Source organism: Gluconacetobacter dulcium, from assembly GCF_014174165.1.
Taxonomy (GTDB): domain Bacteria; phylum Pseudomonadota; class Alphaproteobacteria; order Acetobacterales; family Acetobacteraceae; genus Gluconacetobacter; species Gluconacetobacter dulcium.
Genome location: NZ_JABEQN010000030.1, coordinates 26,982 through 53,114, shown reverse-complemented (window position 1 = coordinate 53,114; position 26,133 = coordinate 26,982). Strand labels below are relative to the sequence as shown.

General features: G+C 65.9%; 25 protein-coding genes. 10 read left to right on the top strand and 15 right to left on the bottom strand.

Annotation, left to right across the window (positions count from 1 at the left end; all coding sequences use genetic code 11):
* The 5 genes from HLH25_RS20700 to HLH25_RS18040 form a co-directional block, all read right to left on the bottom strand.
* The coding region (locus HLH25_RS20700) for an IS1 family transposase (RefSeq protein ID WP_182975392.1) at window positions 1–344 on the bottom strand (344 nt) is incomplete at its 3' end.
* 160 nt (window positions 345–504) lie between these two features.
* Window positions 505–1,185 (bottom strand): YoaK family protein, encoded by a 681-nt coding sequence (locus HLH25_RS18055; RefSeq protein WP_182975391.1) that lies wholly within the window; start codon window positions 1,183–1,185, stop codon window positions 505–507.
* Between the two features lie 407 nt (window positions 1,186–1,592).
* On the bottom strand, window positions 1,593–3,107 hold the full coding sequence (locus HLH25_RS18050) for an efflux transporter outer membrane subunit (RefSeq protein WP_182975390.1): 1,515 nt from the start codon (window positions 3,105–3,107) through the stop codon (window positions 1,593–1,595).
* Window positions 3,108–3,111: 4 nt separating this feature from the next.
* Window positions 3,112–6,273 (bottom strand): efflux RND transporter permease subunit, encoded by a 3,162-nt coding sequence (locus HLH25_RS18045; RefSeq protein WP_182975389.1) that lies wholly within the window; start codon window positions 6,271–6,273, stop codon window positions 3,112–3,114.
* 6 nt (window positions 6,274–6,279) lie between these two features.
* Window positions 6,280–7,443, bottom strand: coding sequence for an efflux RND transporter periplasmic adaptor subunit (locus HLH25_RS18040; protein WP_182975388.1), 1,164 nt, complete (start codon window positions 7,441–7,443; stop codon window positions 6,280–6,282).
* Window positions 7,444–7,650: 207 nt separating this feature from the next.
* Here HLH25_RS18040 and HLH25_RS18035 point away from each other — a divergent pair, with 207 nt between their 5' ends.
* From HLH25_RS18035 to HLH25_RS18025, 3 genes are all read left to right on the top strand, one after another.
* Entirely contained in the window at window positions 7,651–8,361 is a 711-nt protein-coding gene (locus HLH25_RS18035; RefSeq protein ID WP_246402700.1) for a TetR/AcrR family transcriptional regulator, read from the top strand.
* A gap of 202 nt (window positions 8,362–8,563) precedes the next feature.
* On the top strand, window positions 8,564–10,009 hold the full coding sequence (locus HLH25_RS18030; protein WP_246402699.1) for an MATE family efflux transporter: 1,446 nt from the start codon (window positions 8,564–8,566) through the stop codon (window positions 10,007–10,009).
* A gap of 23 nt (window positions 10,010–10,032) precedes the next feature.
* On the top strand, window positions 10,033–10,236 hold the full coding sequence (locus HLH25_RS18025) for a hypothetical protein (RefSeq protein WP_114725197.1): 204 nt from the start codon (window positions 10,033–10,035) through the stop codon (window positions 10,234–10,236).
* A 61-nt stretch (window positions 10,237–10,297) separates the two neighbouring features.
* Here HLH25_RS18025 and HLH25_RS18020 read toward each other — a convergent pair whose 3' ends face one another.
* The 7 genes from HLH25_RS18020 to HLH25_RS17990 form a co-directional block, all read right to left on the bottom strand.
* Window positions 10,298–11,230, bottom strand: a complete 933-nt coding sequence (locus HLH25_RS18020; protein WP_182975387.1) for an electron transfer flavoprotein subunit alpha/FixB family protein — start codon at window positions 11,228–11,230, stop codon at window positions 10,298–10,300.
* 2 nt (window positions 11,231–11,232) lie between these two features.
* Window positions 11,233–11,982, bottom strand: a complete 750-nt coding sequence (locus HLH25_RS18015; RefSeq protein WP_182975386.1) for an electron transfer flavoprotein subunit beta/FixA family protein — start codon at window positions 11,980–11,982, stop codon at window positions 11,233–11,235.
* A gap of 81 nt (window positions 11,983–12,063) precedes the next feature.
* A complete protein-coding gene (locus HLH25_RS18010) occupies window positions 12,064–13,701 on the bottom strand; it encodes an electron transfer flavoprotein-ubiquinone oxidoreductase (protein ID WP_182975401.1) in 1,638 nt (545 codons plus the stop codon).
* Window positions 13,702–13,812: 111 nt separating this feature from the next.
* Window positions 13,813–14,445: a 2OG-Fe(II) oxygenase gene (locus tag HLH25_RS18005; protein ID WP_182975385.1), complete on the bottom strand. Its 633-nt coding sequence runs from the start codon at window positions 14,443–14,445 to the stop codon at window positions 13,813–13,815.
* 28 nt (window positions 14,446–14,473) lie between these two features.
* Window positions 14,474–15,847 (bottom strand): oxygen-independent coproporphyrinogen III oxidase, encoded by a 1,374-nt coding sequence (gene hemN, locus HLH25_RS18000; RefSeq protein WP_375289002.1) that lies wholly within the window; start codon window positions 15,845–15,847, stop codon window positions 14,474–14,476.
* A gap of 5 nt (window positions 15,848–15,852) precedes the next feature.
* Window positions 15,853–16,641, bottom strand: a complete 789-nt coding sequence (locus HLH25_RS17995; RefSeq protein ID WP_114725189.1) for an OmpW/AlkL family protein — start codon at window positions 16,639–16,641, stop codon at window positions 15,853–15,855.
* An 85-nt stretch (window positions 16,642–16,726) separates the two neighbouring features.
* The gene (locus HLH25_RS17990; RefSeq protein WP_182975384.1) at window positions 16,727–17,203 is read right to left on the bottom strand and encodes a hypothetical protein; all 477 of its coding nucleotides are present in this window, start codon (window positions 17,201–17,203) and stop codon (window positions 16,727–16,729) included.
* A gap of 318 nt (window positions 17,204–17,521) precedes the next feature.
* On the opposite strand from HLH25_RS17990, the gene HLH25_RS17985 reads away from it, so the two are divergent.
* Window positions 17,522–18,277: a Crp/Fnr family transcriptional regulator gene (locus HLH25_RS17985; RefSeq protein ID WP_182975383.1), complete on the top strand. Its 756-nt coding sequence runs from the start codon at window positions 17,522–17,524 to the stop codon at window positions 18,275–18,277.
* Window positions 18,278–18,335: 58 nt separating this feature from the next.
* Here the strand turns inward: HLH25_RS17985 and HLH25_RS17980 are convergent, their stop codons facing one another.
* The gene (locus HLH25_RS17980) at window positions 18,336–19,559 is read right to left on the bottom strand and encodes an AI-2E family transporter (RefSeq protein WP_182975382.1); all 1,224 of its coding nucleotides are present in this window, start codon (window positions 19,557–19,559) and stop codon (window positions 18,336–18,338) included.
* A gap of 326 nt (window positions 19,560–19,885) precedes the next feature.
* Between HLH25_RS17980 and pqqA the strand changes: the two genes are divergently transcribed.
* The 6 genes from pqqA to HLH25_RS17950 all read left to right on the top strand — a co-directional run bounded on the left by pqqA (window position 19,886) and on the right by HLH25_RS17950 (window position 24,082).
* Window positions 19,886–19,966 carry a pyrroloquinoline quinone precursor peptide PqqA gene (gene pqqA / locus HLH25_RS17975; protein WP_035378309.1) on the top strand — a complete coding sequence of 27 codons (81 nt, stop codon included), beginning with the start codon at window positions 19,886–19,888 and terminating at the stop codon, window positions 19,964–19,966.
* A gap of 60 nt (window positions 19,967–20,026) precedes the next feature.
* Window positions 20,027–20,950, top strand: coding sequence for a pyrroloquinoline quinone biosynthesis protein PqqB (gene pqqB, locus HLH25_RS17970; RefSeq protein WP_182975381.1), 924 nt, complete (start codon window positions 20,027–20,029; stop codon window positions 20,948–20,950).
* Window positions 20,947–21,684: a pyrroloquinoline-quinone synthase PqqC gene (pqqC, locus tag HLH25_RS17965; protein ID WP_182975380.1), complete on the top strand. Its 738-nt coding sequence runs from the start codon at window positions 20,947–20,949 to the stop codon at window positions 21,682–21,684. Before pqqB ends, pqqC begins: the two co-directional genes overlap by 4 nt.
* Window positions 21,681–21,977 carry a pyrroloquinoline quinone biosynthesis peptide chaperone PqqD gene (pqqD, locus tag HLH25_RS17960; RefSeq protein ID WP_182975379.1) on the top strand — a complete coding sequence of 99 codons (297 nt, stop codon included), beginning with the start codon at window positions 21,681–21,683 and terminating at the stop codon, window positions 21,975–21,977. Before pqqC ends, pqqD begins: the two co-directional genes overlap by 4 nt.
* Window positions 21,974–23,089 (top strand): pyrroloquinoline quinone biosynthesis protein PqqE, encoded by a 1,116-nt coding sequence (gene pqqE, locus HLH25_RS17955; RefSeq protein ID WP_182975378.1) that lies wholly within the window; start codon window positions 21,974–21,976, stop codon window positions 23,087–23,089. The genes pqqD and pqqE overlap by 4 nt, the downstream gene beginning before the upstream one ends.
* A 111-nt stretch (window positions 23,090–23,200) precedes the next feature.
* Window positions 23,201–24,082 carry a CPBP family intramembrane glutamic endopeptidase gene (locus HLH25_RS17950; protein WP_182975377.1) on the top strand — a complete coding sequence of 294 codons (882 nt, stop codon included), beginning with the start codon at window positions 23,201–23,203 and terminating at the stop codon, window positions 24,080–24,082.
* 56 nt (window positions 24,083–24,138) lie between these two features.
* Here HLH25_RS17950 and HLH25_RS17945 read toward each other — a convergent pair whose 3' ends face one another.
* The gene (locus HLH25_RS17945; protein WP_182975376.1) at window positions 24,139–24,615 is read right to left on the bottom strand and encodes a TM2 domain-containing protein; all 477 of its coding nucleotides are present in this window, start codon (window positions 24,613–24,615) and stop codon (window positions 24,139–24,141) included.
* Window positions 24,616–24,676: 61 nt separating this feature from the next.
* Window positions 24,677–26,107 (bottom strand): DHA2 family efflux MFS transporter permease subunit, encoded by a 1,431-nt coding sequence (locus tag HLH25_RS17940; RefSeq protein WP_259657271.1) that lies wholly within the window; start codon window positions 26,105–26,107, stop codon window positions 24,677–24,679.
* Window positions 26,108–26,133 lie beyond the last annotated feature (26 nt).

Here is a 26,133-nt window from a genome sequence, read left to right as displayed (position 1 = left end):
TTCGCGGTCTTGCGTATGCTCGTGGCCTGCGCAAGCGCCGCGGCAAACCCCAGCCAGCGGTCCTTGTGACGAAGCCGGGCAAGGCTGGTGCCCGTGAGCGCATTGAAGGTCCGCAGGCACGCCTTGCAGCGATAGCGCGGCAGACCATGAGCCTGTCCCCATGCGCCAATCCGATCGCTCCGACATCGCGGGCAGGATCGTGATTGGCCTCCCGCACCATCCACAAGGGCCGCCACTTCGGCTCCAGGGTCCTGATCCGACAAAACGCGGCACAGCGTCTCACGCTGGACATCGTCCAGAACGCTGACCTGGCCCAAAAGCAGTCCAAAGGCTTCGCGGTCCATCTCGCTTCCCTCCAGGAAACATAAGATGAAACGCACAAAACAGCACAACGATCCCAAACCCAACACTTAACGATAACAGAGCCTTTGGAAACCATTCGTCAGGAAATCGGGGTGCAGGGGCCGTCGGCCCCTGCCGGGTTTCAGGGCAGCGCCCTGATCTTCACAACGGGCCGAGCGTTTCCAGCCGCTCCAGCAGCGGATGGTCACCCACGTAAAGCAAGCCTCCGGCGGTGCCGATCAGCAGCCCCACCAGACCGATCGCGATCGGCACCGACACGCTGGACACCAGCGCCCCCAGCACCGCCCCGCTGAACAGGGCCAGGATCGCGGCCACCCGCCGCCAGGCTCCTTTCGCCGGCCCGCCGGCCAGCCGGCTGTCATGCATCAACCCGTGCAGCAGCATGGTCGCAGCCGGCAAGGTCAGGTCCGTAACCTGGGCGTGACGGGTCGCGGATGTCTGCAACCCCATGGCAATCGCCAGAACGACCAGCGTGGCATAGTACCGCCAGGCCGCGTCCTGCCACCAGATCAGGGCCGCCACCAGCACGAGCGCCCCCACCCCCGTCAGCAGGTCCGCCACCGTCCGCCGCCGCGAATAAGATCGCCGGACCAGCCGTCCCCCCAGCGCAGCCCCGGCCAGATAGGCGGTAATCGCCACCACGCCCGGCCCGGCAACGGATTCCCCCGACGTCAGATGCACCGCAATCAGAATGACGGTCGCCGTCATGTAGCCGGTAAAGACCTTCAGATGAGTCAGCGAAACAGCATCCAGCGCCCCCATGGCAACCGTGACCATAATGACGACAATAACCAGCCTGGGGTCGTGGGAAATCTGTTTCAATCCGGGCCTGTCCTCACAAACGAAGAAACCGCGCATATCGCAGCCAGGCCAATAAAAAAAGGTGCATCGTGAAAGATGCACCTTTTTTAGGGTCAGTTCGAGGGTTCGATCCCCCGTTTATAAGTCCCGCGATCGTATCGCCACGGGTTTCTTGTTCATAAGAGTGGGCCGTTCCGGTCTTCTCACTCTGATGAAGCTTTAATGACGTGTTTTTTTCTACCGGTCAAACGAAATATGCAAATAAATGCTGTTTTATGATTTTGTTGCACCGCACAATACATTGCAACGCACAATAAATGATCAGGTTCAATTCAATGTTATTTCATGAGAGTGCTGAATTTTCGTGCAGAACAAAAAAGGCGGGTTCCGAAGAACCCGCCCTGCACATCCGGCCCATACCGGTTTCTTCAGCCTTTCTGCGTCGCCGCCGCGGCAACCCGGCCCGGTGGCACGGTCCGTTCCGTCCACCCGCCCCCAAGGGCACGATAGACGGTGATCAGATTCTGGTAGCGCGCCTCATGCACCGAAATCCGGCTCTGCTGCGCACCATAGAGCGTGCGCTGCGCATCCAGCGTGCTCAGGTAGGAATCCACCCCCGCATCGAAGCGCATCCGCGCCAGCCGGTAGGCATCGGCCGAAGACGCCACCAGCGCATCGAGCTGGCGCGACTGGTCCAGATAGGTCGCCCGCGCGGTCAGCGCGTCCGAAACTTCGTGGAACGCCGTCTGGATCGCCTTTTCATAGGCCTCCATGCGCTGGTTGCGCAGGGCCTTGGAGGCCTGCAACGTGCCTTCGTTCTGCCCCCAGGTCAGCAGCGGGATCTGGATCTGGGGATTGATCCCGAACGTCGTGGCACCCTGGGTGAACAGGTTGCGAAACTGCAGGCTGGACACGCCGTCCGATGCCGTCAGGGTCAGGCGCGGGAAGAAGGCGGCCCGCGCCGCGCCGATATCGTCGTTGGCCGACAGCAGCGAGAATTCGGCGGACTGAATGTCCGGCCGCCGGTCCAGCAGGTCGGAAGGCACGCCCGCCGGCAGGTCGGCCAGGATCGTCTGCTGCCCGAACGGCGCCGGCGCCGGCAGGTTCGCGGGCAGCGGCGCCCCGACCAGCAGCACCAGTTCGTTTTCATCCTGCGCCACCTGGCGCTGATACTGGGCGTGATTGGCCGCCGCCTGCTCCACCTGCGTCTCGACCTGACGCAAGGTCAGTTGGTTGGCCTCGCCGTTATCGAAGCCGGCCTGGGTCAGGCGCAGCGTCTCCTTCTGCGATGCCAGCGTCTGCTCGGTCACCTTGAGCTGCTCGGTATCGGCCAGCCAGGCCACATAGGTCGTCGCCACCTGCGAGATCACGCTGATCAGCAGGCTGCGCTCGCTGGCGGCCTGGCTGAGCACCTGGTCCGCCGCCTCGCGCGACAGGCTGCGGATACGGCCGAACAGGTCGATCTCATAGGACGAGAAGCCGATGCCCGCCTGGTAGAATTTGAAGACCCGGCCATCGCTGTAAGGCTGTCCGCTCCGGCCCGCATCCAGACCCGGTGCGAAACTCAAGCCCGCATGGCTCGAAGGCGCCTGATAGATCGCCGCACCGGTCGATCCGATCTGCGGAAAGAGCGACGCATGCTGCACCCGGTACTGGCCTTGCGCCTGCACCACGGCATAGGCCGCCGACCGCAGGTCGCGATTCTCCCGCACCGCCAGCGCGATCAGCGCCTGAAGCCGCCGATCGACGAAGAATTCGCGCCAGCCCAGGTCAGACGCCGCCGTGCCGATCTGCCCAGGGGCAGCGGCATGGTAGGCCGGCCCCTGCGGCCAGGTGGATGCGACCGGCAGGGCCGGCCGCTTGTAGTCGGGAATCATCGTGCATCCCGACAGCGCCGCCAGAACCATCAGCCCGGCCCGGCGCGGAGAAAGAAACCCGTTCATGAACTCAGCTCTCCTGACCGGACGGCCCGGCGGGACGGGATAGATCGGCATGCGGGTCCACACGGTCCTTCACCCGGCGAACCCGGAACAGCCGCAGCACCAGCACGAAGAACAGCGGCACGAAATAGATGGCCAGCAGGGTGGCGGACAGCATGCCGCCCACCACGGCGGTGCCGATCGCCACGCGCGCGCCCGACCCGGCCCCGGTCGCGATCGCCAGCGGAAACACACCGCAGACGAAGGCGATCGACGTCATCAGGATCGGCCGCAGCCGCTCGCGCCCGGCCTTGACCACCGAGTCCAGCAGGCTGTCGCCGGATTCGAAGAAAGCCTTGGCGAATTCCACGATCAGGATCGCGTTCTTCACCGCCAGCCCCACCGTGGTCAGCAGCCCCACCTGGAAATACACGTCGTTGGCCAGGCCCCGCCACAGCGTGGCGGTCAGCGCCCCCAGCACGCCCAGCGGAATGACCAGCATCACCGCGAAGGGCACCGCCCAGCTTTCATACAGCGCCGCCAGGCAGAGCAGGATCACCGTCCCTGCCAGCGCATAGAGCGGCCCGGTCGAGCCCCCCGACGCCATCTGCTCGTACGACAGACCGGTCCATTCATAGCCGATGCCGGGCGGCAGCTTGGCCAGCGCCTCCTGGATCGCCACCATGGCCGTGCCCGTGCTGTATCCCGCCGATGGCTGGCCGAGAATTTCGTAAGAATTCAGGCCGTTGTAATCTTCCACCTTCTGCGGGCCGACAATCCAGTGCCCCGACGCAATCGCGTTGAACGGCACCAGCGTGTTCCCCACATTCCGCAGGTACCACTTGCCCAGATCCTCGGGCAGCATGCGCCCGTCAGGCTCGCCCTGAATATAGACCTGCTTCACGCGGTCGCTGCGCATGAACTGGTTGACGTAGATCGACCCCAGCGCGCCTTCGATCGTCGTATTGATCTCGGCATTGGTCACGCCCAGCGCGTTCGCCTTCTCGCGGTCGATGTCCAGCTTGTATTGCGGGGCGTCTTCCAGGCCGTTGGGGCGCACCGCCATCAGGCGCGGGTCCTTGGCCGCCGCCATCAGTATCTGGTTGCGCGCGGCCAGCAGCTTTTCATGCCCCAGATGCCCGCGATCCTCCAGTTCCAGGTCGAAGCCCGTCGCATTGCCCAGTTCCAGCACCGCCGGCGGATTGATGGCGAAAATCTGCGCTTCCGGGTCGCCCCAGAAATGCATCATGACCCGCATGGCAATCGCTGAAGAACTCTGCGACGCATTCGGCCGTACATCCCAATCCTTCAACCGGATGAAGAACGCTCCGGCATTCTGCCCCTGACCGGCGAAGTTGAAGCCGTTCATCGCAAAGACCGACACCACATTGTCGCCTTCGGTCTTCAGAATGTAATCGGTGATCTTGCGGTTGACGGCTGCCGTCTGCTCCTTGGTCGCACCCGGCGGCATCGTCACCTGGCCGAAGATCAGCCCCTGGTCCTCGTCCGGCAGGAAGCCCTGGGGCAGACGGGCGAACAGGAACACCACCAGCCCGGTCAGCAGCGCATACAGGATCAGCGACACCACGCTGCGTCCCAGCATCCAGCGCACGCCGGACTGATAGCCATTGTTGACGCGGGCGAAGCTGCGGTTGAACCATCCGGCCAGACCGGTGGTCTTCTCATGCGTGCCGGGCTTGAGCATCGTGGCGCAAAGGGCAGGGGTCATGATCATCGCCACCAGCACCGACAGCCACATCGCGGCAACGATGGTGATGGAGAACTGGCGATAGATCACGCCGGTCGACCCGCCGAAGGCCGCCATCGGCAGGAACACCGCCGTCAGCACCAGCACGATGCCGACCAGCGCGCCCGAGATCTCGTCCATCGAAACGCGCGCGGCTTCCTTCGGCGAGAGATTCTTTTCCGACATCACGCGCTCGACATTCTCGACCACGACGATGGCGTCATCGACCAGCAGGCCCACCGCCAGCACCATGGCCAGCATGGTCAGCGTGTTGATCGAGAATCCCAGCGCGGCAAGAATGCCGAACGTGCCCAGCAGCACCACCGGCACCGCGATGGTCGGGATCAGCGTCGCACGGAAATTCTGCAGGAAGATCAGCATGACCACGAAGACGAGAGCGATTGCCTCGGCCAGCGTAATGACGACTTCCTTGATCGACAGCACGATGAAAGGCTCGGTATCCAGCGGATAGACGACCTTCAGCCCCGGCGGGAAGAACTTCTCAAGCTGCGAGATCTCGGTCCGCACCGCCGCTTCGGTCGTCAACTGGTTCGCACCAGGCGCCAGCTTCAGCGCCATGCCGACATTCGGCTGGTTATTATAGAACGACGTGATGTTGTAGCTCTGCGGCCCAAGCTCCACCCGCGCGACATCGCGGATCCGCACCTGCGAACCACCCTGCGCCACGCGCAGCAGGATATTGCCGAACTCCTCGGGCGACGTCAGCCGGGTCGGCCCGATGATGGTGGCATCCAGCCGTGCCCCCGGTTTGGCCGGCAGGCCGCCGATCTCGCCCGAGGAAATCTGGATGTTCTGGTCCTGCAGCGCCGTCTGCACGTCGCTGATCGTCATCCCGTATTTGAACAGCTTGCCGGGGTCCAGCCAGATCCGCATGGCATATTCGGCGCCGAACAGCGTGTGATCGCCCACACCCGAAACGCGGCTGAGCGGATCGGAAACGTTCGATGCCACATAGTCCGCGATATCCGGGCCGGTCATGCTGCCATCGGTGGAAATGAAGCCCAACACCAGCATGAAGTTCTTCACGGCCTTGGTCACGGTCAGGCCCTGGGCCGTCACTTCCGTCGGCAGACGCGGCTGGGCAAGCTGGAGCTTGTTCTGCACCTGGACCTGCGCGATGTCGGGGTTGGTCCCCTGTTCGAACGTCAGGTCGATTTCCATCTGTCCGCTGGCGTACGACTGCGCCGAGACATATTCCAGATGGTCCAGGCCGTACATCTGCTGCAGGATCGGCCGGACCACGGTGTTGTTCACCGTCTCGGCCGAAGCGCCCGGATAGGTCACGGTAATCGCGATCTGCGGCGGCGCGATGGAGGGATACTGGGCGATCGGCAGGCGGAAGACCGAAACCGCCCCCACCAGCATGATCACCAGCCCGATGACCCATGCGAAGATGGGCCGATCAATGAAGAAACGTGACATGCGTTTTTATCCCGCCTTGCCCTGCTGGGCGGGCTGGGCGGCCGCCTCGGTGGGGGAAACGGTATCGCCAGGGTGGATCTTCTGCAGGCCGCTGACCACGATCCGCTCACCCGCCTTCAGCCCGGCAGTCACGATCCAGTCGCTTCCGACGGCGGGCCCGGTCGTGATGCCGCGAATGGCAACCTTGTTGTCCGCGCTCACCACCATCACCGTCGGATCGCCGTGCGAATTGCGGGTGACCGCTTCCTGCGGCACGCGCAGCGCGGACGGATCGACGCCCTCTTCAAGCCTGGCATGGACATACATGCCGGGCAGCAGCATGTGCGCCGCGTTCGGCATCACCGCACGCACCACCACGGTCCCCGTCGTCTCGTCCACATTCACTTCCGAGAATTCCAGCCGGCCCGGCTGCTCGTAGGTGCTGCCATCCTCCAGCGTCAGCGTGACGGTGGCCGCGTCCTGGCCCGCACGCTGCAACCGCCCCTGCTGCAACTCGCGCCGCAGTTCGAGCAGCCGCGTCGCCGGCAGGTTGACGTCGACATAGATCGGGTCCAGCCGGGTCACGACCGACAGGCTCGAGGTCTGCCCCACCGTGGCCAGCGCGCCGACCGTCATCAGCGACCGGCCGATCCGCCCGGAAATCGGCGACAGCACGCGGGTATAATTCAGGTTGACCATGGCGCTTTCGACATTCGCGTGCGCCTGGGCGATGTCGGCATCGGCCTCGCGCGCGGCGGCCGTGGCATCGTCGTAATCCTGACGGCTGACGGCATGGGCGCGCACCAGCGGCCCGTAGCGGTCCAGCTTCGCCTGCGCGGTGACACGCGCCGCCTGCGCGTGCTGCAATTGCGCCTTGGCCGCATCATAGGTCGCCTGATAGGCCGACGGATCGATCTGGTAGAGCTGCTGGCCGGCGGTCACGTCAGAACCCTCCACGAACAGGCGCTTCTGGATCACGCCGTTCACCTGCGGACGCACCTGGGCGATCTCGATCGCCTCGGTCCGGCCCGGCAGGTCGGTGGTGACGCTGAACGGTGCCGCGCTCAGGGTCCTGACGCCGACCTGCTGCGGCGGAGGAGCGGGGGGAGCAGCCTGACGCTTGCAGCCGGCCAGCGCCAGAGATGCGCAGGCGGCAAGAAGGACGGCGCGATGGGGACGGGGGTACGTCATTGCGTGATTGAGCCCTGCGGAAACGACAGATCGCCGGCCCTGACCGAAAACCGGCGTCGCGGCAGCCATGCCCCCGCGAAACCGTCCCATGCAATGCCGGCATATGGAAACCGAGTGGTTTTCTTGCCGGGAAACTATTTCGTTTCTAAACTCCGGTCAATGGTCGCCCGACAGGCCGGCCGCTCGCGACAGGAAGGGATTGCTGGAATGCCCGCTACCGGGGCGACGATATCGGATCTGATGCTTGCCCGCCCCCGCGAACCCGGACCGTGCGCCGAAAAGCGATGCCCGGGCCGTCCTCCGGTGCTGGACGGTGGCGAACGGCGGGAGCTGATCCTGAACGCCGCCTGCCAGATTCTGGACGATCACGGCTACCATAGCGCATCCATGGACAAGCTGGCGCAGATGTCGGGCATGTCCAAGAAGACCATCTACCAGATGTTCGCCTCGAAGGAGGACCTGTTCCGCACCCTGATCCGCGAGCGGCTGTTCGACATCAAGCACATGACGGTCCGCTGCCCGGCCGACATCGCGCCCGAGGCCGAACTGGTCCATATTCTGCTGACGATCGCCACCCGCGTGCTGGCACCGGACCGGATGTGCCTGGTCCGCGCCATCGTCGGCGAAATCCGCGATTCCGCCGAAATCCGCCGCATCATGCAAAGCATCGAGCTGAGCGGAAACTGCAACCAGATCGAGGAATGGCTGTTGCGCCAGCAGGCGGCCGGCACCTGGCCCATCGACGATGTCGAGGACCTCGCCATCGGCCTGTTCAACATGACGGTCGGCAAGCTGATCCTGGGCGAACTGTTCCATGCGCGCGACCTCATGGCCTGGGACGAGATCGAGGCCAATATCCGCCGCTGGGTACGCATTTTCCTGACCGGGCTGGCCGCCACCGAACCGGGCCGCTTCTGACCGCCGGCGTTCCGCCCCCCGCATCCGGCCATCTCATGCCCACGACGGGCCGCCGTCCGCGCGACCCATGCACGATCGGGCTTTCCCGCGGCGGGAAAGAGTCTATCATCGGGGCAATGATCCCAGGACCCTCAGCCGGCGCCGCATGCTGCACCAGGGGCGCGGCCACACGCGCAGCCGGGGCGGGCAGGGACGCGGCCCGATGACGCAGGCATGCCGTCCCGCTCGTTTCTGCTCCGGCGACATCATGCGCCATGTCGTCGTCATGGCCGGCACCGGGGCGATCGGGCTGATGGCCGTGTTCGCCGTCGATCTGCTGAACCTGTTCTACATCTCGCGCCTGAACGACCCGGCGCTCACGGCGGCGATCGGCTTTACCGGCGCGGTCGGCTATGTCCAGATCGCGGTCTCCATCGGCATGTCGATCGGACTGGGCGCCGTCACCGCCCGCCAGATCGGCGCCGGCCGGCACGACCGGGCGCGGCGCATCGCCTCGTCCTTCGTGCTGGTCATGACGGCGGTCATGGTCGCGCTGGGGCTGGCAACGGCCATCTTCTCCACCCCGATCCTGCATCTGTTCGGCGCAACGGGCCGCGTGGCGGAGCAGGCCGGCCAGTATATCCGCATCGTCTCCCCCGCCCTGTGGCTGGTCGCGGCAGGCATGGGCTGCTCCAGCCTGCTGCGCGCGGTCGGCGACGCCAAACAATCCATGAACGTGACGCTGATCGGGGCACTGGCCTCGGCCATGCTCGACCCGCTGCTGATCTTCTGGCTGCATCTGGGGCTGGCGGGCGCCGCCATCAGCACCATCCTGTCCCGTGGGCTGGTGGCCATCCTGAGCTATCTGGCGGTGCGGCGGCACGACCTGCTGGCCATGCCCTCCACCCGCTACATTCTGCATGACGCCAAACTGGTCGGCGGGGTCGCGATGCCGGCGATCCTGACCAACCTGGCCACCCCCATCGGCGGCCTGTTCGTCACCCATGCCATGGCCACGTTCGGCCTGGCGGCGGTGGCGGGGCAGGCGACCATCGACCGGATCGTGCCCGTCGCCTTCGCCTTCGTCTTCGCGCTGACCGGCTCGGTGGGGCCGATCATGTCGCAGAATCAGGGGGCGGGCCAACTGGACAGGGTGCGCCAGACCCTGGTGGCGGCGCTCAAGCTGGTCGCCCTCTGCGTCGCGCTGACCTGGGCGATCCTGTTGCCGGCACAGAATCTCGTGGTGCAGGCGTTTGCCGCCCAGGGCACCACGGCCGACCTGATCCGCCTGTTCTGCACCTGGACCGTCGGCAGCTACCTGTTCATCGGCATGCTGTTCGTCGCCAACACGGCCTTCAACAATCTGGGCTTCCCGCTCTATTCCACGCTGTTCAACTGGGGGCGGGCAACGCTGGGCACCATTCCGTTCGTCTGGATCGGCATGCGGTTCGGCCCCTGCGGCGTGCAGGTCGGGCAGGTTCTGGGCAGCGTCGTCTTCGGCACCTGGGCCGTGCTGACCGCCTTCTCGGTGGTGCGCAATCTCAAGCCCGGACGAATCGTCCCAGGCCTGGCCACCGAACTGCCGGGCCGAACCGCCAAGAGCGCAATGGCCGAACTGAACGAACTGGATGAGGAAGACCAGATCGCCGAAGACGTCGCCCGCGTCTGAACCCCTTAAAGAAAGGCCCCCCGATGTCCCGTCTCACCGAAGAAGAGCGCAATGCCCTGCCGGACGACGCGTTCGCGCTCCCCGGCCGCCGCTACCCGATCCCCGACGCCGCCCATGCCCGCGATGCGCTGGCACGCGCCAGCGCGATGCTGCACGAGGGCCACCTGAACGCGGAGGAGTACGAAACAATCGTCCGCCGTGCCCGAGCGGTCCTGGGCGAAGACTAACGAATCGGGGTCAAGGGGCCGCCGGCCCCTTGCGGGTTCGGGCGGAGCCCGACCTTCCCCTTCAGCCCGCCGTATCCAGCGCCGCCTCAACCTGCGGCAGGATCTCGAACAGGTCCCCGACCAGCCCGTAATCCGCCACCTGAAAGATCGGGGCTTCAGGGTCCTTGTTGATCGCGACGATCACCTTGCTGTCCTTCATCCCCGCCAGATGCTGGATCGCGCCGGAAATCCCAACGGCGATATACAGGTCCGGCGCCACGATCTTGCCGGTCTGCCCCACCTGATAATCGTTGGGCACAAACCCGGCATCGACGGCGGCGCGCGAGGCGCCGATCGCCGCTCCCAGCCGGTCGGCCAGCGGGTTCAGCAGCTTGAAGTTCTCTTCGTTCTGCATGCCCCGGCCACCCGAGACGATCACCCGCGCCGATTCCAGCTCGGGACGCTCGGATTTCGACAGCGCGATCGAGACGAACGCCGACACCGCCGGCCCGTCCGGCACCGTCACCTGCTCGATCGGGGCGGCGCCGCCTTCGGCCGAAGCGGGATCGAAGGACGAGGCGCGCACCGTCAGCACCTTCTTCGCATCCGACGACTTCACCGTCGCCAGCGCGCTGCCGGCATAGATCGGGCGCACGAACGTCTCGGCATCGACGATCGACACCACGTCGGGGATCGGCTGCACGTCCAGCAGGGCGGCGGCACGCGGCAGCACGTTCTTCCCGCTCGCGCCCGAGGCCGCGACGATATGGCTGTAGGCCGGGGCCAGATCGGCGATCACCGCCGCCAGCGGCTCGGCCAGTTCATGGGCGGTTGCGGCACCGGCCGCGCGCAGCACCTTGGCCACGCCGTCGATCCGCGCGGCGGCATCGGCCACGGCGGCATCGCCGGTGACCAGCGCATGCACCTCGCCCAGCGCCCGCGCCGCCGTGACGGCCGAACGCGACGCCTGACGAATGACACCGGACTCATGATCCAGAAAAACGAGTACGGCCATGATCAGATCACCTTCGCTTCGTTGCGCAGACGCGCCACCAGATCGGCGGCGGATTCGACCTTGATGCCCTGCTGGCGCGCCGGCGGCTCGGTCACCGAGACGATGGTCAGGCGCGGCGTCACATCCACACCCAGATCGGCGGGCGCGATCGTCTCAAGCGGCTTCTTGCGCGCCTTCATGATGTTGGGCAGCGAGGCATAGCGCGGCTCGTTCAGCCGCAGGTCGGCGGTCACGATGGCCGGCAGCGTCAGCGTCAGCGTTTCCAGCCCGCCATCGATCTCGCGCGTCACGGTGGCCTTGCCGTCCGCGATCTCGATCTTGCTGGCGAACGTGCCCTGGGCCCAGCCCAGCAGACCGGCCAGCATCTGGCCGGTGGCGTTCATGTCGTCGTCGATCGCCTGCTTGCCCAGCAGCACCAGGTCGGGGCTTTCCTTCGCCACCAGCGCCTTCAGGACCTTGGCCACCGCCAGCGGCTCAACCGCCACGTCGGTCAGGACCAGAATCGCCCGATCAGCACCCATCGCCATGGCGGTGCGCAGCGTGTCCTGCGCCTGCTGCACACCGACCGACACCACGACCACTTCGGTCGCGATGCCCTTTTCCTTCAGGCGCACGGCTTCCTCGACCGCGATCTCGTCGAAGGGGTTCATCGACATCTTCACGCCAGCGGTCTCGACACCCGTGCCGTCCGCCTTCACGCGCGGCTTGATGTTGAAATCGATCACGCGCTTTACGGGAACAAGAACCTTCATGGACCTCTTCGCCTGTCTGTCAGCGGAAAGAGAGCAACCGCCCTCGGGGGGGCGCCCCCCATAGCGCATTTCGCCAAAAAATCACATCCCGCCGGGGTAATTCGGCCCGCCGGCGCCCTCGGGCGTGCACCAGTCGATATTCTGCGTCGGGTCCTTGATGTCGCACGTCTTGCAATGCACGCAGTTCTGGGCGTTGATCTGCAAGCGCGGCGCGGTCTCGACATCCACCGCCTCGTAAACGCCGGCCGGACAATAACGGCTCTCGGGCGCGCGGAACACATCCCAGTTCACCGTCTTCCACAGCGCGTCGTTACGCAGCTTCAGATGAACGGGCTGGTCTTCCTCATGATTGGTGGCGGAGAGAAAGACCGACGACAGCTTGTCGAACGTGATCTTGCCGTCCGGCTTCGGATAGGCGATCTGCGGCGAGGCGCTGGCGGATTCCAGAACCTCGTTGTCCGCATGCCGATGATGCAGCGTCCACGGCGCACGCCCCCGCAACAGCATGGCGTCGATGCCCGAATAGAGCGCGCCGCCCTTCATGCCGAACCGCGCGAAGGCGGGGCGAATGTTACGGACGCCGCGCAGTTCCTCCCACAGCCAGGATTTGCGGACCCGCGCGGTATAGGATGTCGGCTCCGCCCGGCCCCCCTCCATCGCCTCGGCCACCGCCTCGGCGGCCAGCATGCCCGATTTCATCGCGGTATGGGTGCCCTTGATCTTGGGCACGTTCAGGAAGCCCGCCGTATCGCCGATCAGCGCGCCACCGGGGAACGTCAGGCGCGGAAGCGACTGGATGCCCCCCTCCGACAGTGCCCGCGCGCCGTAGGCAATGCGGCGACCGCCCTCGAACGTGGCCCGGAAGGAGGGGTGCAGCTTCAGCCGCTGCATCTCGTCGAACGGCGAGAGCCAGGTATTGGGATAATCCAGCCCGACCACGAAACCGTACGAGACCAGGTTCTCACCGAAATGATACATCCAGGCGCCGCCATAGGTCCGGTCGTCCAGCGGCCAGCCGAAACTATGCTGCACCAGCCCCGGACGATGCTGCTCGGCCGGAACCTCCCACAATTCCTTGATCCCCAGGCCGTAGGTCTGCGGGTCCACGCCCTTGCGCAGATTATACATCGCCATCAGCCGCTTGCTCAGCGACCCCCGGCACCCTTCGGCGAACAGGGTATATTTCGCGCGCAGTTCCATGCCCGGCGCGTAGTTGGGGCCGGGCTCGCCATCGCGGCCGATGCCCATGTCGCCCGTCACCACCCCCACCACGCGCCCGTCCTCGACCAGCAGGTCCGCGCCGGCGAAACCGGGATAGATCTCCACCCCCAGTTCCTCGGCCCGCCCGGCCAGCCAGCGGCAGACATCGCCGAGGCTGACGATGTAATTGCCGTGGTTGCGCATGTGCGGCATCACCCGGTCCAGCATCGGCACGGTATAGCCGCGTTTTTCGGTCAGGAAGAGCATGGCCTCTTCCGTCACCGGCGTATTCAGCGGCGCGCCGGTCTCGCGCCAGTCCGGCAGCAATTCGTCGAGCGCACGCGGTTCGATCACCGCGCCGGAGAGGATATGGGCACCGATCTCGCTGCCCTTCTCGATCAGGCAGACCGTGGCCTGCGGCACGAGCTGCCGCAGACGGATCGCCGCCGCCAGACCGGACGGTCCGCCACCGACAACGACAATATCGAATTCCATTGTCTCGCGCGCGTTTTCGGTCATCGCCTTTCTTGCCTCGTCATGCAGTTGCTGCGCCATGAACGCCACGGCCCGGATGGAAGATTTATGCCTTCCTAGAACCGAACGGGGCCGGAACGCAAAAGCGACGGCACATCAGCACGCGGGACCGAACGCCAATTCCCCGAGCGCGCGCCATTCCGGCGAGACGAAATTGACGATCAACGACCGCCGCAGGCCCCGGATCGGCCGACGGACGAACCCATGCCAGCTCTCTTCGCCGGGCACGAACATCAGGCCGGAATTGAACGCGCCGCTGGCCCGCGCGACCGGCTGGCCATCCGCCGTCATCAGGTCGGTGCCCCATTCCGCCGCCCCCGCATCGGTGGACAGCGCGATCAGCAGCGTCAGCTTCTTCGCCCCGATATCGGTATGCGGCTCCAGCCAGAATCCATCGGTATCGAGGCACAGTTCCAGCCGCAGGGCCGTCCCGGCCAGCCGGGCTCCGCACCGCGCGGAAATGGCATCGCGAGCCTCCACGGCATCGAACATGCGGGCCAGCCGGTCCAGCCCCGGCACGCGGCGCGTCTCGGGGGTCACGAAGACACGCCGGCCGTTGCGGGCATCGCGCCGGCCGCCGGTATCGCCGCCATGGGCATCCGCTCCAGGGTCCCACGCCAGCAGCGCGGCACAGACCGGCGGCGGCAGAACATCCTCCAGCACCCAGTGCGCGAACGGCCACGCCCGCTCTTCCGCCGCCCGCACCGACGCGGCCGCCTGATTGGGCATCGGCCTCCCCATGTCCATCACGGCAGGGCTACAGCGCACCGGCATGACGCTTCACACCGGCGGGCACATGATGCGCGTCGAAGACGGAAGCAATATTGCGCAGGAACGGCCGGCCCTTCTCGGTCACGCGAACCACGGGGCCGTCCAGCACCACCAGCCCGTCCTTCTCGGCCTGCCGCAGGGCCGGCCATGCACCGTCAAACCAGGTGGTCGAAGCCCCATGGCGAGCCCCGATGGCAGCCGGATCGACCTGAAGGTCGCACATCAGCCGCTCGATCACCTCGCCGCGCAGCCGGTCGTCCCCGGTCCGGCACACGCCGCGCACGGCGGGCAGACTGTCGGGCATGGTCTCCATGGCGCGCGCATAGAATGCATTCGCCGGTACGTTCTGCGTCATGCCCTGGGGAAAATTCGAAATCGCCGAGGCCCCGACTCCGACCAGCACCGGCGCGGGATCGACGGTATAACCCTGGAAATTGCGGCGCAGGGTGCCGGCCGCCGCCGCAAGGCAGAGCGCATCATCGGGCCGGGCATAATGATCCAGCCCCACGGCGCCATAACCCGATAGGCGCAGGGCCTCGTCGATACGCGCCCGCTGGGCCAGCCGCTCGACGGGCGGCGGCAGGGCCGCTTCCGGCAGCAGGGCCTGGCGCTTCTGCTTCCACGGCACATGCGCGTAGCCGAACACCGCCAGCCGCTCCGGCCGCAGCACCTCCGCGACGGTCAATGCCGTATCCCCCGCACCATCGACGGTCTGGTAGGGCAGGCCATAGATCAGATCGACATTGACCGAGCGGAGTCCCGCCGCGCGCACCCGGCGCACGCAATCCTCGGTCTGTTCCAGGCTCTGCACCCGGCCACTGGCCGCCTGCACGGCCGGATCGAGGTCCTGCACGCCCAGGCTGGCACGGTTGAACCCCAGCGCGCCCAGCAGCGGCGGATAATCGTCGGGCAGAAAACGGGGGTCGAGTTCGATGGCGATTTCGGCATCCGCCTCCACGGCGAACAGGCGATGCACCGTCTCCATCACCGCGCGCATGCTCTCGGGCGGCAGGGTCGTCGGCGTACCGCCGCCCCACTGCACATGCCGCACGGGCCGGCCGGCGCCGAGGCGCGCCGCCACCCGGTGCAATTCGTCGATCAGCAGCCGCGCATAGGCCGCCCGCAGGTCGGCATCGCGCACGACCGAACTGTTGCACCCGCAGAACAGGCACAGCATGTCGCAGAACGGAACATGCAGATAAAGCGATACCGGCGTGCCCGCCGGAACCGCACGAAGCCACGCATCGGCTTCGGCGGCACCGACCGAGGCGTCAAACTGCGCCGCGGTCGGGTAACTCGTATAGCGCGGCATGTTGCCCCCATACCGAACCAGAACGTCGGAAGGAGGCAACATGTCCATCGGGATCAGAACCGGTATTCGATACCGGCGCCAACCACGGTCGGGTCGAGCGAGTCATGCGCCTTGATGAAGGGGCTGCTGGTGCCACGGTCGTTGGCCCAGGCATGCATCCGCATGAACATCTGCTTGACGTCGAAGTTGAAGAACCAGTTGCCCACGAGCTGGTAATCGAAGCCCGCATTGACCGAAGGCCCGCCGGTGAAGCCGACATTGAGCTTCTGCACCAGGCCGCCGGCCGGCGAGACGTTATGGAACCACGCCATCGTGCCGCCGACACCCACATAGGGGTTGAAGCGCTTGTGCGGCCGGAAATGCCACGCGAAGGTCACGGTGGGCGGCAGCACCCAGGCGCTGCCGACATCGACATGGGCCGCCCCGCCGACACCGTCGGCGGCAACCTCATGCCGCGAGCTGGCGGCGATCAGGTCCACCGAAAGATTGTCGGTGAAGAAATATTCGAACGTCAGTTCCGGCGTAACCTGGCGCGTGGTCTTCACCCGGCCCGCAACCGCGTTGCCGTTGATCCACAGCTTGCTGTCCCGGTCTTCGGGCAGCACGCCCAGCGCGGACAGACGGATCAGGAAATCGCCCTTGCCCAGACCGATCTTGGTGCTGGCGCAGGTCTCGAACAGGCCGCAATGGCTGCCATGCGAGGGCGGCGGCGGAACGGAATCCGAGGTAACGGGCGCATTGACATAAGCCGACGGCGTAGCCGTCTGGGCGCGTCCCGCGCCCGGTGCCAGCGCCAACAGACCGGCCAGGGCCGGGACGACGAGGCTACGGGTGAGTTTCATCGTATGCGCCTTTCAAATTCAAGCGATGAACAACATCGTGTGGTGTGCATTGATCACGCACCGGCTGTCATCGCCTTGACTTAAATCAAGCCATATTCTGCGATATCTCGATCAGTGTACGAATCGGCATCGGGTGTGTCGTATTGCCCCCACGGGTGGCCATGCGTGCCGCCAGCGCCTGCTGGTCCCCCGGCAGGATCACGCGCGCGCTCCCGCACCCGGCCTCGCACGCCATATTTTCCAGAGCGGGCAGGAAAGCGTCCAGCACCGACCAGACCTCGCCGAACGTCAGCGCGACGAAGTGCTCCGCCGTCAGGACCCGCCCGTGGCGCATATCAGGCGCGCACCGAAAGGATATCAATCCGCAGGGTGGAGAAGAGGGGGCGTGACGCGCCACGAGAATACCCTGCCGGCCGCGCGGACCCGTGCGCAGGGCACGGCGCGCCAGCCGCATCCACGCGCCGCGCGCCATTCCCGGATAGGCCAGGCGCACCAGCGGATAGACCAGCGGGGCGTCCTGGGGGCCCAGCAGGCCGACGACAAGCGAGGGGTCGGAATTCATCGTTGGGCGCGGCTGGAACCTTCCATACCCGCACGCTTGGGTCCGATGCAGTAAAAGGCATTGATTCAGATCAATTCAGCCCGCATTCTGCTATGCATGCGGGCATGAGGGCCTGACCGAAAATGCGGGCTGGTGAGCGAGAGTGGCCTGTCAGGGCCGCGTCCAGCGTGTGTTTCTGAGCATCGGAGCGCAGGAAACACATGCCGGATCGCCACCAAGGCACATTTGCGGTCAGGCTCTTAGCGGACGGATGGCCGTCCGTGCCAAAACGACCGGTCCGCTGTCCCGCGGGCCTGAACCGGGAGGAACCCGGACGATATGTCTGACCAGACCGCCTGCCAGCGCGATGCCCGTCCGCGTCGCCTGATTCTGGCCGGAGCCCACCGCCAGCCCGGCTATTGCCTGAGCTGCGGCATCCGGGCCCAGAGCGTATGCAGCGTCATCGACGATGACGACATCGCCCGACTGGCCGAAACGGCGGTCGAAACGCTGGTCCTGCCGGGCCGCAGCTTCATCGAGGAAGGCGCCCCGGCCACCGATTTCTACAATATCACGTCAGGCAACGTGAAGCTGTTCAAGGCCCTGCCCGACGGGCGCCGGCAGATCACCGGCTTCGCCACCACCGGCCATTTCCTCGGTCTGGCGGTGTCCGACCTGTATGCGTTCGGTGCCGAGGCGATAGACACGGTGCGACTGTGCCGGTTTTCGCGGGCGCGGATGCGGCTGTTGATGGACGATTTTCCCCGCCTGGAACGCAGGCTGCTGGCGGAAGCATCGAACGAACTGGTGGCGGCGCAGAACCAGATGCTGCTGCTGGGCCGCAAGACCGCGCGCGAACGGGTGGCCAGCTTCCTGCTGGAGCGCGTGCGCGAGGTCGCCAATCCGTCCGAAGACGTGCCGCTGCCCATGACCCGCTCGGACATGGCCGACTATCTGGGCCTGACGATCGAAACGGTCAGCCGCACACTGAGCTGGATGCGGACCGAACGGCTGGTCACGATCGGCAAGGGTCACACCGTGCGCATCATCGCGATGGAGCGCCTCCACGCCCTGGCCGCCGGCGAGGCCGGCTGAACAGCGCGGCTGCCGGCGGGCGGCCACGAGGGGCCATCAGGGCTTCTGAAACAGGTTTTTAATCCGCCTCGTGGCTCGTCTCGGGGAGAGCGGCGGCCGGACGGCTCTTCGGGCCGCGCGTCGGGCCGCCGACGACGTGGCCGATCGGCGTCAGCACCTCCACATGGTCGCAGATGATCTTGAAGACCGCGAGCATCGGCACCGAGAGAAACGCCCCCCACACCCCCCACAGCCAGTCCCAGAACATCAGCGACCCCATGACCAGCACCGGATTGAGCGTGAAACGCCGGGCCAGCACCATGGGCGTGATCGTCTCGCCTTCCATCAGATGGATGCACAGATAGACCATCGGCGGCAGCAGCGCCTGGAGCATCGAGGGAAAGACGAACAGGCTGACGACGAAATAGATCGCAATCCCGGTCAGCGGGCCGATGATGGGGATGTAGTTCAGCAGGAAGGCCAGCACGCCCCACAATAGCGGGTTGGGCAGGCCGAACACCCAGCATTGCAGCATGTTCGCCAGCCCGACCAGCACGTTGATGATCGTGATCGTCGTCAGGTACAGCGAGACGTTGCGTTCGATCTGGTAGGCGATCTGCACCGCGCGGCGCTTGTCGGCAAAGGTCGGCATGATCTCGACGAAGCGCCGCAGCAGGCTGTCCCCCTGCGCCAGCAGGAAGAACAGCATCAGCATCATGGTAAAGAGCTGCCCCACGAATGCCCGAGTCCCCAGCAGCACGCTGGAGCCGAACATCCCCAGGCCCCCCTGGCCGGAGGGCGCGGACGACGCCAGCAGCGCGGCATGCCCCCCGCCGCTCCCACGCCCGCTGACCACCGCCAGAAAACTGTCGATCCGCTCATTGGCCGCCTGAATCATCCGCAGCGGCCCACGCAGGACCGCCATATGCGCCTGGATCGCCGCCATGGTCTGCGGCGCACGGCTGATCCAGCCGGCGGCCGGGACCGAAATCGCGGTGCCGATCGCCCCGATCACCCCGAACAGGCACAGGATCAGGGTCAGGGCGGCCAACGTCTTGGGCAGCTTCAGGCGCGCATGCAGCAGGCGCATCGGCGTCGACAGCAGCAGGTTGGCCACCAGCGCCAGCACGATCGGCAGGATGATCGCCGCCGCGAAATACAGGGTGTAGAAAACGGCCAGCACCGTCAGGATCAGCAGGCAGATGGTCTGCGCGCTGAAGCGGCTGCGGCGCACCACCTCTATGGCCCGCTGCTGCTGGCGCGTCTCGAACGAATCCGCTTCTTCACTCTCGGGAGCCAGCATCACGCCCCAGCCTCGCCAACGGCAACCAGCAGTCGGAACCCGTCCGACCATTGTTGAAAAGGGGCGTAGTCCCCCACCCGCGCCGACGCAAGCCATAACGCACGCCAGCATTGGTGCCACGCGCCCGGTGCGGAGATGTGACCCCTCGCCCCCCTTGACGTCCACCCGAACGTCACAAACACCCCAACGTCACAGAAACGTGAGAGTTCTGAACGGCAATGGTCGCAAAAGGCGACGATCAAGGGTTGAAAGCCGCCATCATCGGGGCTCACATCCAACCTGAAAGCGGAAGCCCCGCCTTCATGACCAGAATGATGGAGGATCACATGGCCTGGACTGCTCCGAAGATCACCGAAATTCCGCTGGGCGCGGAAATCAACAGCTACGTCTGCGGCCAGAAGAAATAAGCCGCACGAGACGCCGCCCAGCCTCGTGCGGGCGGCGTTTCTGTTCTAGATATCTGCGCCATGATCGACATCATCGTTCTCGGCGCGGCCGCTGGCGGCGGCTTCCCGCAATGGAATTCCAACGCGGCCGGATGCCGGCGCGCCCGATCGGGCGACCCGGACGCTCTGCCCCGCACCCAGGCCTCGATCGCCATCAGCGGCGACGGCGCGCACTGGTTCGTCGTCAACGCCTCGCCGGACCTGCGCGCGCAGATCGGCCAGACACCTTCGCTGCACCCGCGCGACGGCCTGCGCTCCACCCCCATCGCCGGGGTGATCCTGACCGGCGGCGAGGTCGATACCGTGACCGGCCTGCTGACCCTGCGCGAGCGCCAGCCTTTCACCCTGCTGGGCACGCGCCCGGTGCTGGACCTGCTGGATGCCAACCCGATCTTCGAAGCCCTGGACCGCACCATCGTACCGCGCCACGCCCTGGCGCTGGACGCGCCCTGCGCGCTGGCGCTGCCCGACGGCACCCCGGCCGGGCTGACGATCACCCCCTTCGCGGTGCCCGGCAAAGTGCCGCTCTACGCCGAAACCGGCCCCGATCCGGCGGCCATCGTCGAAAATGGCGAGACGGTGGGGCTGTCGATCACCGACGGCACGCGCCACGTCTTCTTCATTCCCGGCTGCGCACGCATGACCGACGCGCTGCGGGCTCGTCTGCGCGGGGCGGACATCGTGTTCTTCGACGGCACGCTCTGGACCGACGACGAGATGCTCCGCGCCGGGCTGGGGCAGAAGACCGGCCAGCGCATGGGCCATATGTCGGTCAGCGGTCCGGACGGTACGATCAGCGCACTGTCCGATCTGGAAATCGGGCACAAAATCCTGATCCACATCAATAATTCCAACCCCGTCCTGCTGGCCGACAGCCCGGAGCGCGCTTCGGCCAACGCAGCCGGATGGGACGTGGCCTTCGATGGTATGAGGATAACGGCATGACGGACCGCCCGCTCTCTCCCGACGACCTGGAGGCCGCGCTGCGCGCCATCGGCGCCGAGCGCTACCACAACCTGCATCCCTTCCACCGGGCCCTGCATGACGGGCGCCTGACGAAAGGCCAGGTGCAGGCCTGGGCGCTCAACCGCTATTATTACCAGTGCCGCATCCCCGCCAAGGACGCGACCCTGCTGGCCCGCCTGCCGACGGCCGACCTGCGCCGCGAATGGCGGCGGCGACTGGTCGATCATGACGGCGACGCCCCGGGCACCGGCGGCGTCGCCCGCTGGCTGAAACTCACCGACGGCGTCGGGCTGGACCGCGCCTATGTCGAGTCGCTGGCGGGCCTGCTCCCCGCCACCCGCTTCGCCGTCGATGCGTATGTGGAATTCGTCCGCGACCGCCCGATCCTGGAAGCCATCGCCTCGTCGCTGACCGAACTGTTCTCGCCCACCATCATCAGCGAGCGCGTGTCGGGCATGCTGCGCCATTATGATTTCGTCACGCCCGAAACGCTGGCCTATTTCCAGCCCCGGCTGACCCAGGCCCCGCGCGATTCCGACTTCGCCCTGGCCTATGTGCGCGAACATGCCCGCACCGCCGCCGAGCAGAAAGCGGTGCTGGACGCGCTGACCTTCAAATGCGCCGTGCTGTGGTCGATGCTCGATGCGCTGGATTACGCCTATGTCGTCCCCGGCCGCATCCCGCCCGGCGCCTTCACGCCCGACGCCTCATGACCGGCGCCCCCACTCCGTCCCCGGTCGGCGAGGAAACAATCGTCCGCTTCCTGCGCGGCACCCGCCTGCACCATGACCGGGTGCGCGACCAGTGGGTGATCCAGGCGCCCGAACGCGCCTTCATCGCCGACCCGATCGCCGCCGAGATCCTGCGTCTGGTGGACGGCACGCGACCGGTGTCCGCCATCATCGACACCCTGGCCGAGCGGTTCGCCGCCCCGCGCCCCGTCATCGCGCAGGATGTGCTGGAGATGATCGCCAGCCTGACCGAACGGCAGGTGCTGACAGCATGACCATCGCCCCGGCCCCTCCCGCCCCCGTCCAGCCCCCGATGAGCCTGCTTGCCGAGCTGACGCATCGCTGCCCGCTGCAATGCCCATATTGCTCCAACCCGCTGGCGCTGGACGGGCGGGAGGGCGAGCTTGGCACCGACGACTGGCGCCGCGTGCTGGAACAGGCGGCGGAGCTGGGCGTGTTGCAGGTCCATTTCTCCGGCGGCGAGCCGATGGCCCGGCGCGACCTGCCCGAACTGGTGCGCCACGCGGCATCGCTGGGGCTGTACAGCAACCTCATCACCTCCGGCGTGCTGCTCACCGAAGCCACCCTGGCCCAACTGGCCGAAGCCGGGCTGGACCATGTGCAGCTCTCGTTCCAGGACGTGGACACGGCACCGGCCGAGACCATGGGCGGCATGCCCGGCGCGCAGGCAAAAAAACTGGCCGCCGCGCGCCTGATCGTGGCCGAAGGCATGCCGCTGACGACCAATTTCGTCATTCATCGCGGCAATGTCGGCCGCATCGGGCGCATGCTCGATCTGGCGGTAGAACTGGGCGCCCGCCGGGCCGAAATCGCACATACCCAGTATTATGGCTGGGGGCTGGTCAACCGCGCCGCCCTCATGCCCAGCCGCGCCCAGCTCGAAGACGCCACCCGCGCGGTCGAAGACGCCCGCACCCGGCTCGCCGGAACACTCGCGATCGACTACGTCACCCCCGACTACTATGCCGACCAGCCCAAACCCTGCATGGGCGGCTGGGGTCGACGCTTCGTCAATATCTCCCCCACCGGCCACGTCCTGCCCTGCCACGCCGCCGAGACGATCACGGGCGTCCCCATCCCCGACATCCGCACCGACAGTCTGGCCGCCATCTGGGCCGACGCCCCCCTGTTCCGCCTGTTTCGCGGCACGGACTGGATGCCCGAACCCTGCCGCGGCTGCGACCTGCGCGAGCAGGACTGGGGCGGCTGCCGCTGCCAGGCCCTGGCCCTGCTGGGCGACGCTGCGGCCACCGACCCGGTCTGCACCCGCTCGCCCGACCACGCCCGCATCAGCAAGATCCTCGCCGACCTGCCGGAAACACCACCCCCGCTGGTCTATCGCCGCTACGGCAACGCACCCGGTTAGAGTCTCTTCACCGTCCCGACTGCACGCCCGTTCAGGCAGTCTCCGCTCCAGCCGGCTGTCACGCCAGACAGGACGATGCTACCCTGGAACAAATCAGTCCGGGAACCGTTCATGCCGCGCTCTCTGCGAAAGACCCTGCCAGGCATCGCCTCCGTCGCAGGGTATTTCATTCTTTCTCTGGTGGCATTCAAATATATTCACCTGCCGGGCTTTCTCCTGCTGTCCGACAGGCCCGGCTCGTCCCCCGCCGCGCACACCACCGCAAAGCTGGGCAATCTATGCCTCCACGAACTGTTCATGCTGTTTCTGATCTGCTGCCTCACGGCCGCCTTCGCCGCGACGACGCGGAAGGATGCCGCCTATTGCGGCTTTCCGCTCGACAGGACGGCTCTCCTGCGCATCGCGCAGGGATGCGGGTTATCGCTGGTCGGCGCCCTGCTCCTGGGGGCATTCGAATGTCTCTTCGGCGGCCTGCGCTTTACCGGGCTGATCTGGAACGGCCCGGTCACGGCCGCGATCATCCTGCTCTCGGCCGCCACCCTCACCATCGTCGGATTGACCGAAGAGTTGTGGTTCCGTGGCTATCCGCAGCAGCGCCTTAAAGACGCCATCGGCTGGTGGCCCGCCGCTCTCGCTACGTCCCTCGTCTTCGCCACCTTTCACCTGGCCAATAACGGCGAAAATATCGTCGAAATCGTCCTGCTGTTCCTGTCGGGACTCGTCCTGTGCGGCCTCCGCCGCGTCACGGGCTCTCTCTGGCTGGGTGCCGGCGCCCATGCCGTCGCCGATTTGTCCAACATCGTCCTGGGTTCGCCCGACCCCCATGCCGACAGCAGCCCGTTCCAGATCGTCCACCTGCTCGTCGCCGGTCCCGCATGGCTCAACGGAGGCGATAACGGCGTCATGTTCAGCATTCCGGGCATCGGCATGCAATATCTGATGATGCTCGTCGCCATCCTGCTTTTCAGGCCATCCCAACCGAAAGGATCATGACCGCCCCCGGCCAGGGAAGCCTGGCCCATCCGCCCGAAACCTGCCCGGACCGGCTTTCAGAACCATTCTTTCTGATGAGCGACATACGTCTCGAAAAAATCCTGATCGGACTTCGAAATATAGATAACGCCCTCGATCAAGCCGATCAGCCAGATAATCGCACCAGGGATACCAAAAAACAGAAATCCGAACATCGTAAAGAGCAGCATGACGATGCCGGCTTTATTGTATCCCAGATAAAATTTATGAATCCCGAACCCGCCCAGAAAGATCGCCAAAAGACCCGCAACGACCTTCGATTTCTCTCCTGATGTATTGATATCTATATTGATGCCGCCCGCTGCCTGATCACGCAGAACAAATATCGAGAACGCCTCGCCATTGCCCGGATCGAAATCGACCCTTGCGCCGCTTTTCAGGGATGAAAAATCAGACTTTACGCTCGTCCCCCTGAATTTATACCGATGATTATCGTCCCCGCTGATCAATCCTTCTCCATTCCTGGGGTCATAATCGAGAACGATTCCGCGCATTGTATTCCACCCGCAAATCTTATGGCGATCATATCAGCATAAAGATCCACGATAATTCGCGTCAATCCGGCGCCGATCCCCCGCGCTTCCCGGCCAGCCGCACGGGCAGCAATAGGGTTGCGAGGAACAGCCCCGCATGCAGCACGCACAGCAGACCGAACGCCAGCCCAAAGGCCCGCGATGCCATGAACGGGCTGGCGGATGCCTGCCCACCCAACGTCATCGCGCACAGCGTCGTCCAGATCGGGCCGCCCAGCCTCTGCACGATATTCAGCGCCGTGGTCGCAACCGGCAGGTCCTCCCGCTTCACCGAGGCATATCCCGCGCTCATGGACGGAATGCCGATCGCCCCCATCCCGGCCCCCCGCAGAAACAGCGCGCCGGCCAGAAGTGAAAAAGCTGACCCACGCAGCGCAAGAAACACAAGCAGCAGAGCCCCCGCAAATGCCGCCAGCGCGCCGCAGTTCGTCAGTCTCCGGATACCGAACCGGTCCGTAAGACGCCCCATCAACGGATAGGTGCACATCATGCCCAGCCCCATCGGCATCATCAGCCAGCCAACCCGGTCGGGCGACAGGCCGCATCCGTGGATCAGCCAGACGGGCACAAGCATCTGCCCCGCGAACAGGGCGCCGTTCAGCAGGAACAGGGTGGCGACCGAAGCGGAAAAAACCCGTCCCCCGAACAGCCGCAGGTCGATCAGGGCATCATCACCCTTCCGCTGCGCCCACACGCCATACAGCGCGAAAAGCAGCAGCCCGCCACACACCAGCGCACCGCCCACGCGCTGGCCAAGACGATCGATGCCGTAAAGAAAGAACACAAGAGCCGGCGAGAGCAGCGCCAGACCGGTCAGATCGAGCGCACGCGGGCGCGCCTCCTGCCTGTCATCGGGCAAAAAACGCCACGCGAGCGCAAAAGCCAGAAGGCCGACCGGCAGGTTGAACAGAAAGATCCAGCGCCAGGAAGCAAATGTCAGAATCCCCCCCGCGACGATCGGCCCCAGAAGCGGCGCCAGCAGGATCGGCATCGTCACCATGCTGGCCACGCGCGGCAGATGCCGGCCGGCGGCCCGCGCGACCAGCATCTGCGCCATCGGCGCCAGCAGGCCGCCCGCCATGCCCTGCACCACGCGAAACCCGATCAGCGACGGTGCCGACCATGCCAGCCCGCACAGGCCCGATGCCAGGGTAAACGCCGCGAAACACCGGAGATACAGCGCGCGGGCACCGATGCGGTCGACCAGCCAGCCATTGAGCGGCAAGGTCAGCGCAAGCGCCAGCAGATACCCGCTCATGACCCACTGGATGGTCGGGAACGCGGCATGCAGCGTTCCCGCCAACCCCGGTAGCGAGACGTTCACGATCGTGGCGTCGAGCTGCGCCATGAACGAACCGATGGCCGCGACACTGGCGATTTTCCAGATACCACGCGGCAGGCGGTCACTCCCCCCCAGCACCGAGCCCGCGCCCGCATCCGGGGCGCGGCTCAAGCTGAAAAGCCGGGGCTGCACATGCG

Excerpts from the sequence above, each read along its gene's own strand:
- HLH25_RS18050 (WP_182975390.1), bottom strand. The coding sequence starts at position 3,107 with ATGAACGGGTTTCTTTCTCCGCGCCGGGCCGGGCTGATGGTTCTGGCG.
- HLH25_RS18045 (WP_182975389.1), bottom strand. The coding sequence starts at position 6,273 with ATGTCACGTTTCTTCATTGATCGGCCCATCTTCGCATGGGTCATCGGG.
- HLH25_RS18040 (WP_182975388.1), bottom strand. The coding sequence starts at position 7,443 with ATGACGTACCCCCGTCCCCATCGCGCCGTCCTTCTTGCCGCCTGCGCA.
- HLH25_RS18035 (WP_246402700.1), top strand. The coding sequence starts at position 7,651 with ATGCCCGCTACCGGGGCGACGATATCGGATCTGATGCTTGCCCGCCCC.
- HLH25_RS18030 (WP_246402699.1), top strand. The coding sequence starts at position 8,564 with ATGACGCAGGCATGCCGTCCCGCTCGTTTCTGCTCCGGCGACATCATG.
- HLH25_RS18025 (WP_114725197.1), top strand. The coding sequence starts at position 10,033 with ATGTCCCGTCTCACCGAAGAAGAGCGCAATGCCCTGCCGGACGACGCG.
- HLH25_RS18020 (WP_182975387.1), bottom strand. The coding sequence starts at position 11,230 with ATGGCCGTACTCGTTTTTCTGGATCATGAGTCCGGTGTCATTCGTCAG.
- HLH25_RS18015 (WP_182975386.1), bottom strand. The coding sequence starts at position 11,982 with ATGAAGGTTCTTGTTCCCGTAAAGCGCGTGATCGATTTCAACATCAAG.
- HLH25_RS18010 (WP_182975401.1), bottom strand. The coding sequence starts at position 13,701 with ATGACCGAAAACGCGCGCGAGACAATGGAATTCGATATTGTCGTTGTC.
- HLH25_RS18005 (WP_182975385.1), bottom strand. The coding sequence starts at position 14,445 with ATGCCCAATCAGGCGGCCGCGTCGGTGCGGGCGGCGGAAGAGCGGGCG.
- hemN (WP_375289002.1), bottom strand. The coding sequence starts at position 15,847 with ATGGACATGTTGCCTCCTTCCGACGTTCTGGTTCGGTATGGGGGCAAC.
- HLH25_RS17995 (WP_114725189.1), bottom strand. The coding sequence starts at position 16,641 with ATGAAACTCACCCGTAGCCTCGTCGTCCCGGCCCTGGCCGGTCTGTTG.
- HLH25_RS17990 (WP_182975384.1), bottom strand. The coding sequence starts at position 17,203 with ATGAATTCCGACCCCTCGCTTGTCGTCGGCCTGCTGGGCCCCCAGGAC.
- HLH25_RS17985 (WP_182975383.1), top strand. The coding sequence starts at position 17,522 with ATGTCTGACCAGACCGCCTGCCAGCGCGATGCCCGTCCGCGTCGCCTG.
- HLH25_RS17980 (WP_182975382.1), bottom strand. The coding sequence starts at position 19,559 with ATGCTGGCTCCCGAGAGTGAAGAAGCGGATTCGTTCGAGACGCGCCAG.
- pqqA (WP_035378309.1), top strand. The coding sequence starts at position 19,886 with ATGGCCTGGACTGCTCCGAAGATCACCGAAATTCCGCTGGGCGCGGAA.
- pqqB (WP_182975381.1), top strand. The coding sequence starts at position 20,027 with ATGATCGACATCATCGTTCTCGGCGCGGCCGCTGGCGGCGGCTTCCCG.
- pqqC (WP_182975380.1), top strand. The coding sequence starts at position 20,947 with ATGACGGACCGCCCGCTCTCTCCCGACGACCTGGAGGCCGCGCTGCGC.
- pqqD (WP_182975379.1), top strand. The coding sequence starts at position 21,681 with ATGACCGGCGCCCCCACTCCGTCCCCGGTCGGCGAGGAAACAATCGTC.
- pqqE (WP_182975378.1), top strand. The coding sequence starts at position 21,974 with ATGACCATCGCCCCGGCCCCTCCCGCCCCCGTCCAGCCCCCGATGAGC.
- HLH25_RS17950 (WP_182975377.1), top strand. The coding sequence starts at position 23,201 with ATGCCGCGCTCTCTGCGAAAGACCCTGCCAGGCATCGCCTCCGTCGCA.
- HLH25_RS17945 (WP_182975376.1), bottom strand. The coding sequence starts at position 24,615 with ATGCGCGGAATCGTTCTCGATTATGACCCCAGGAATGGAGAAGGATTG.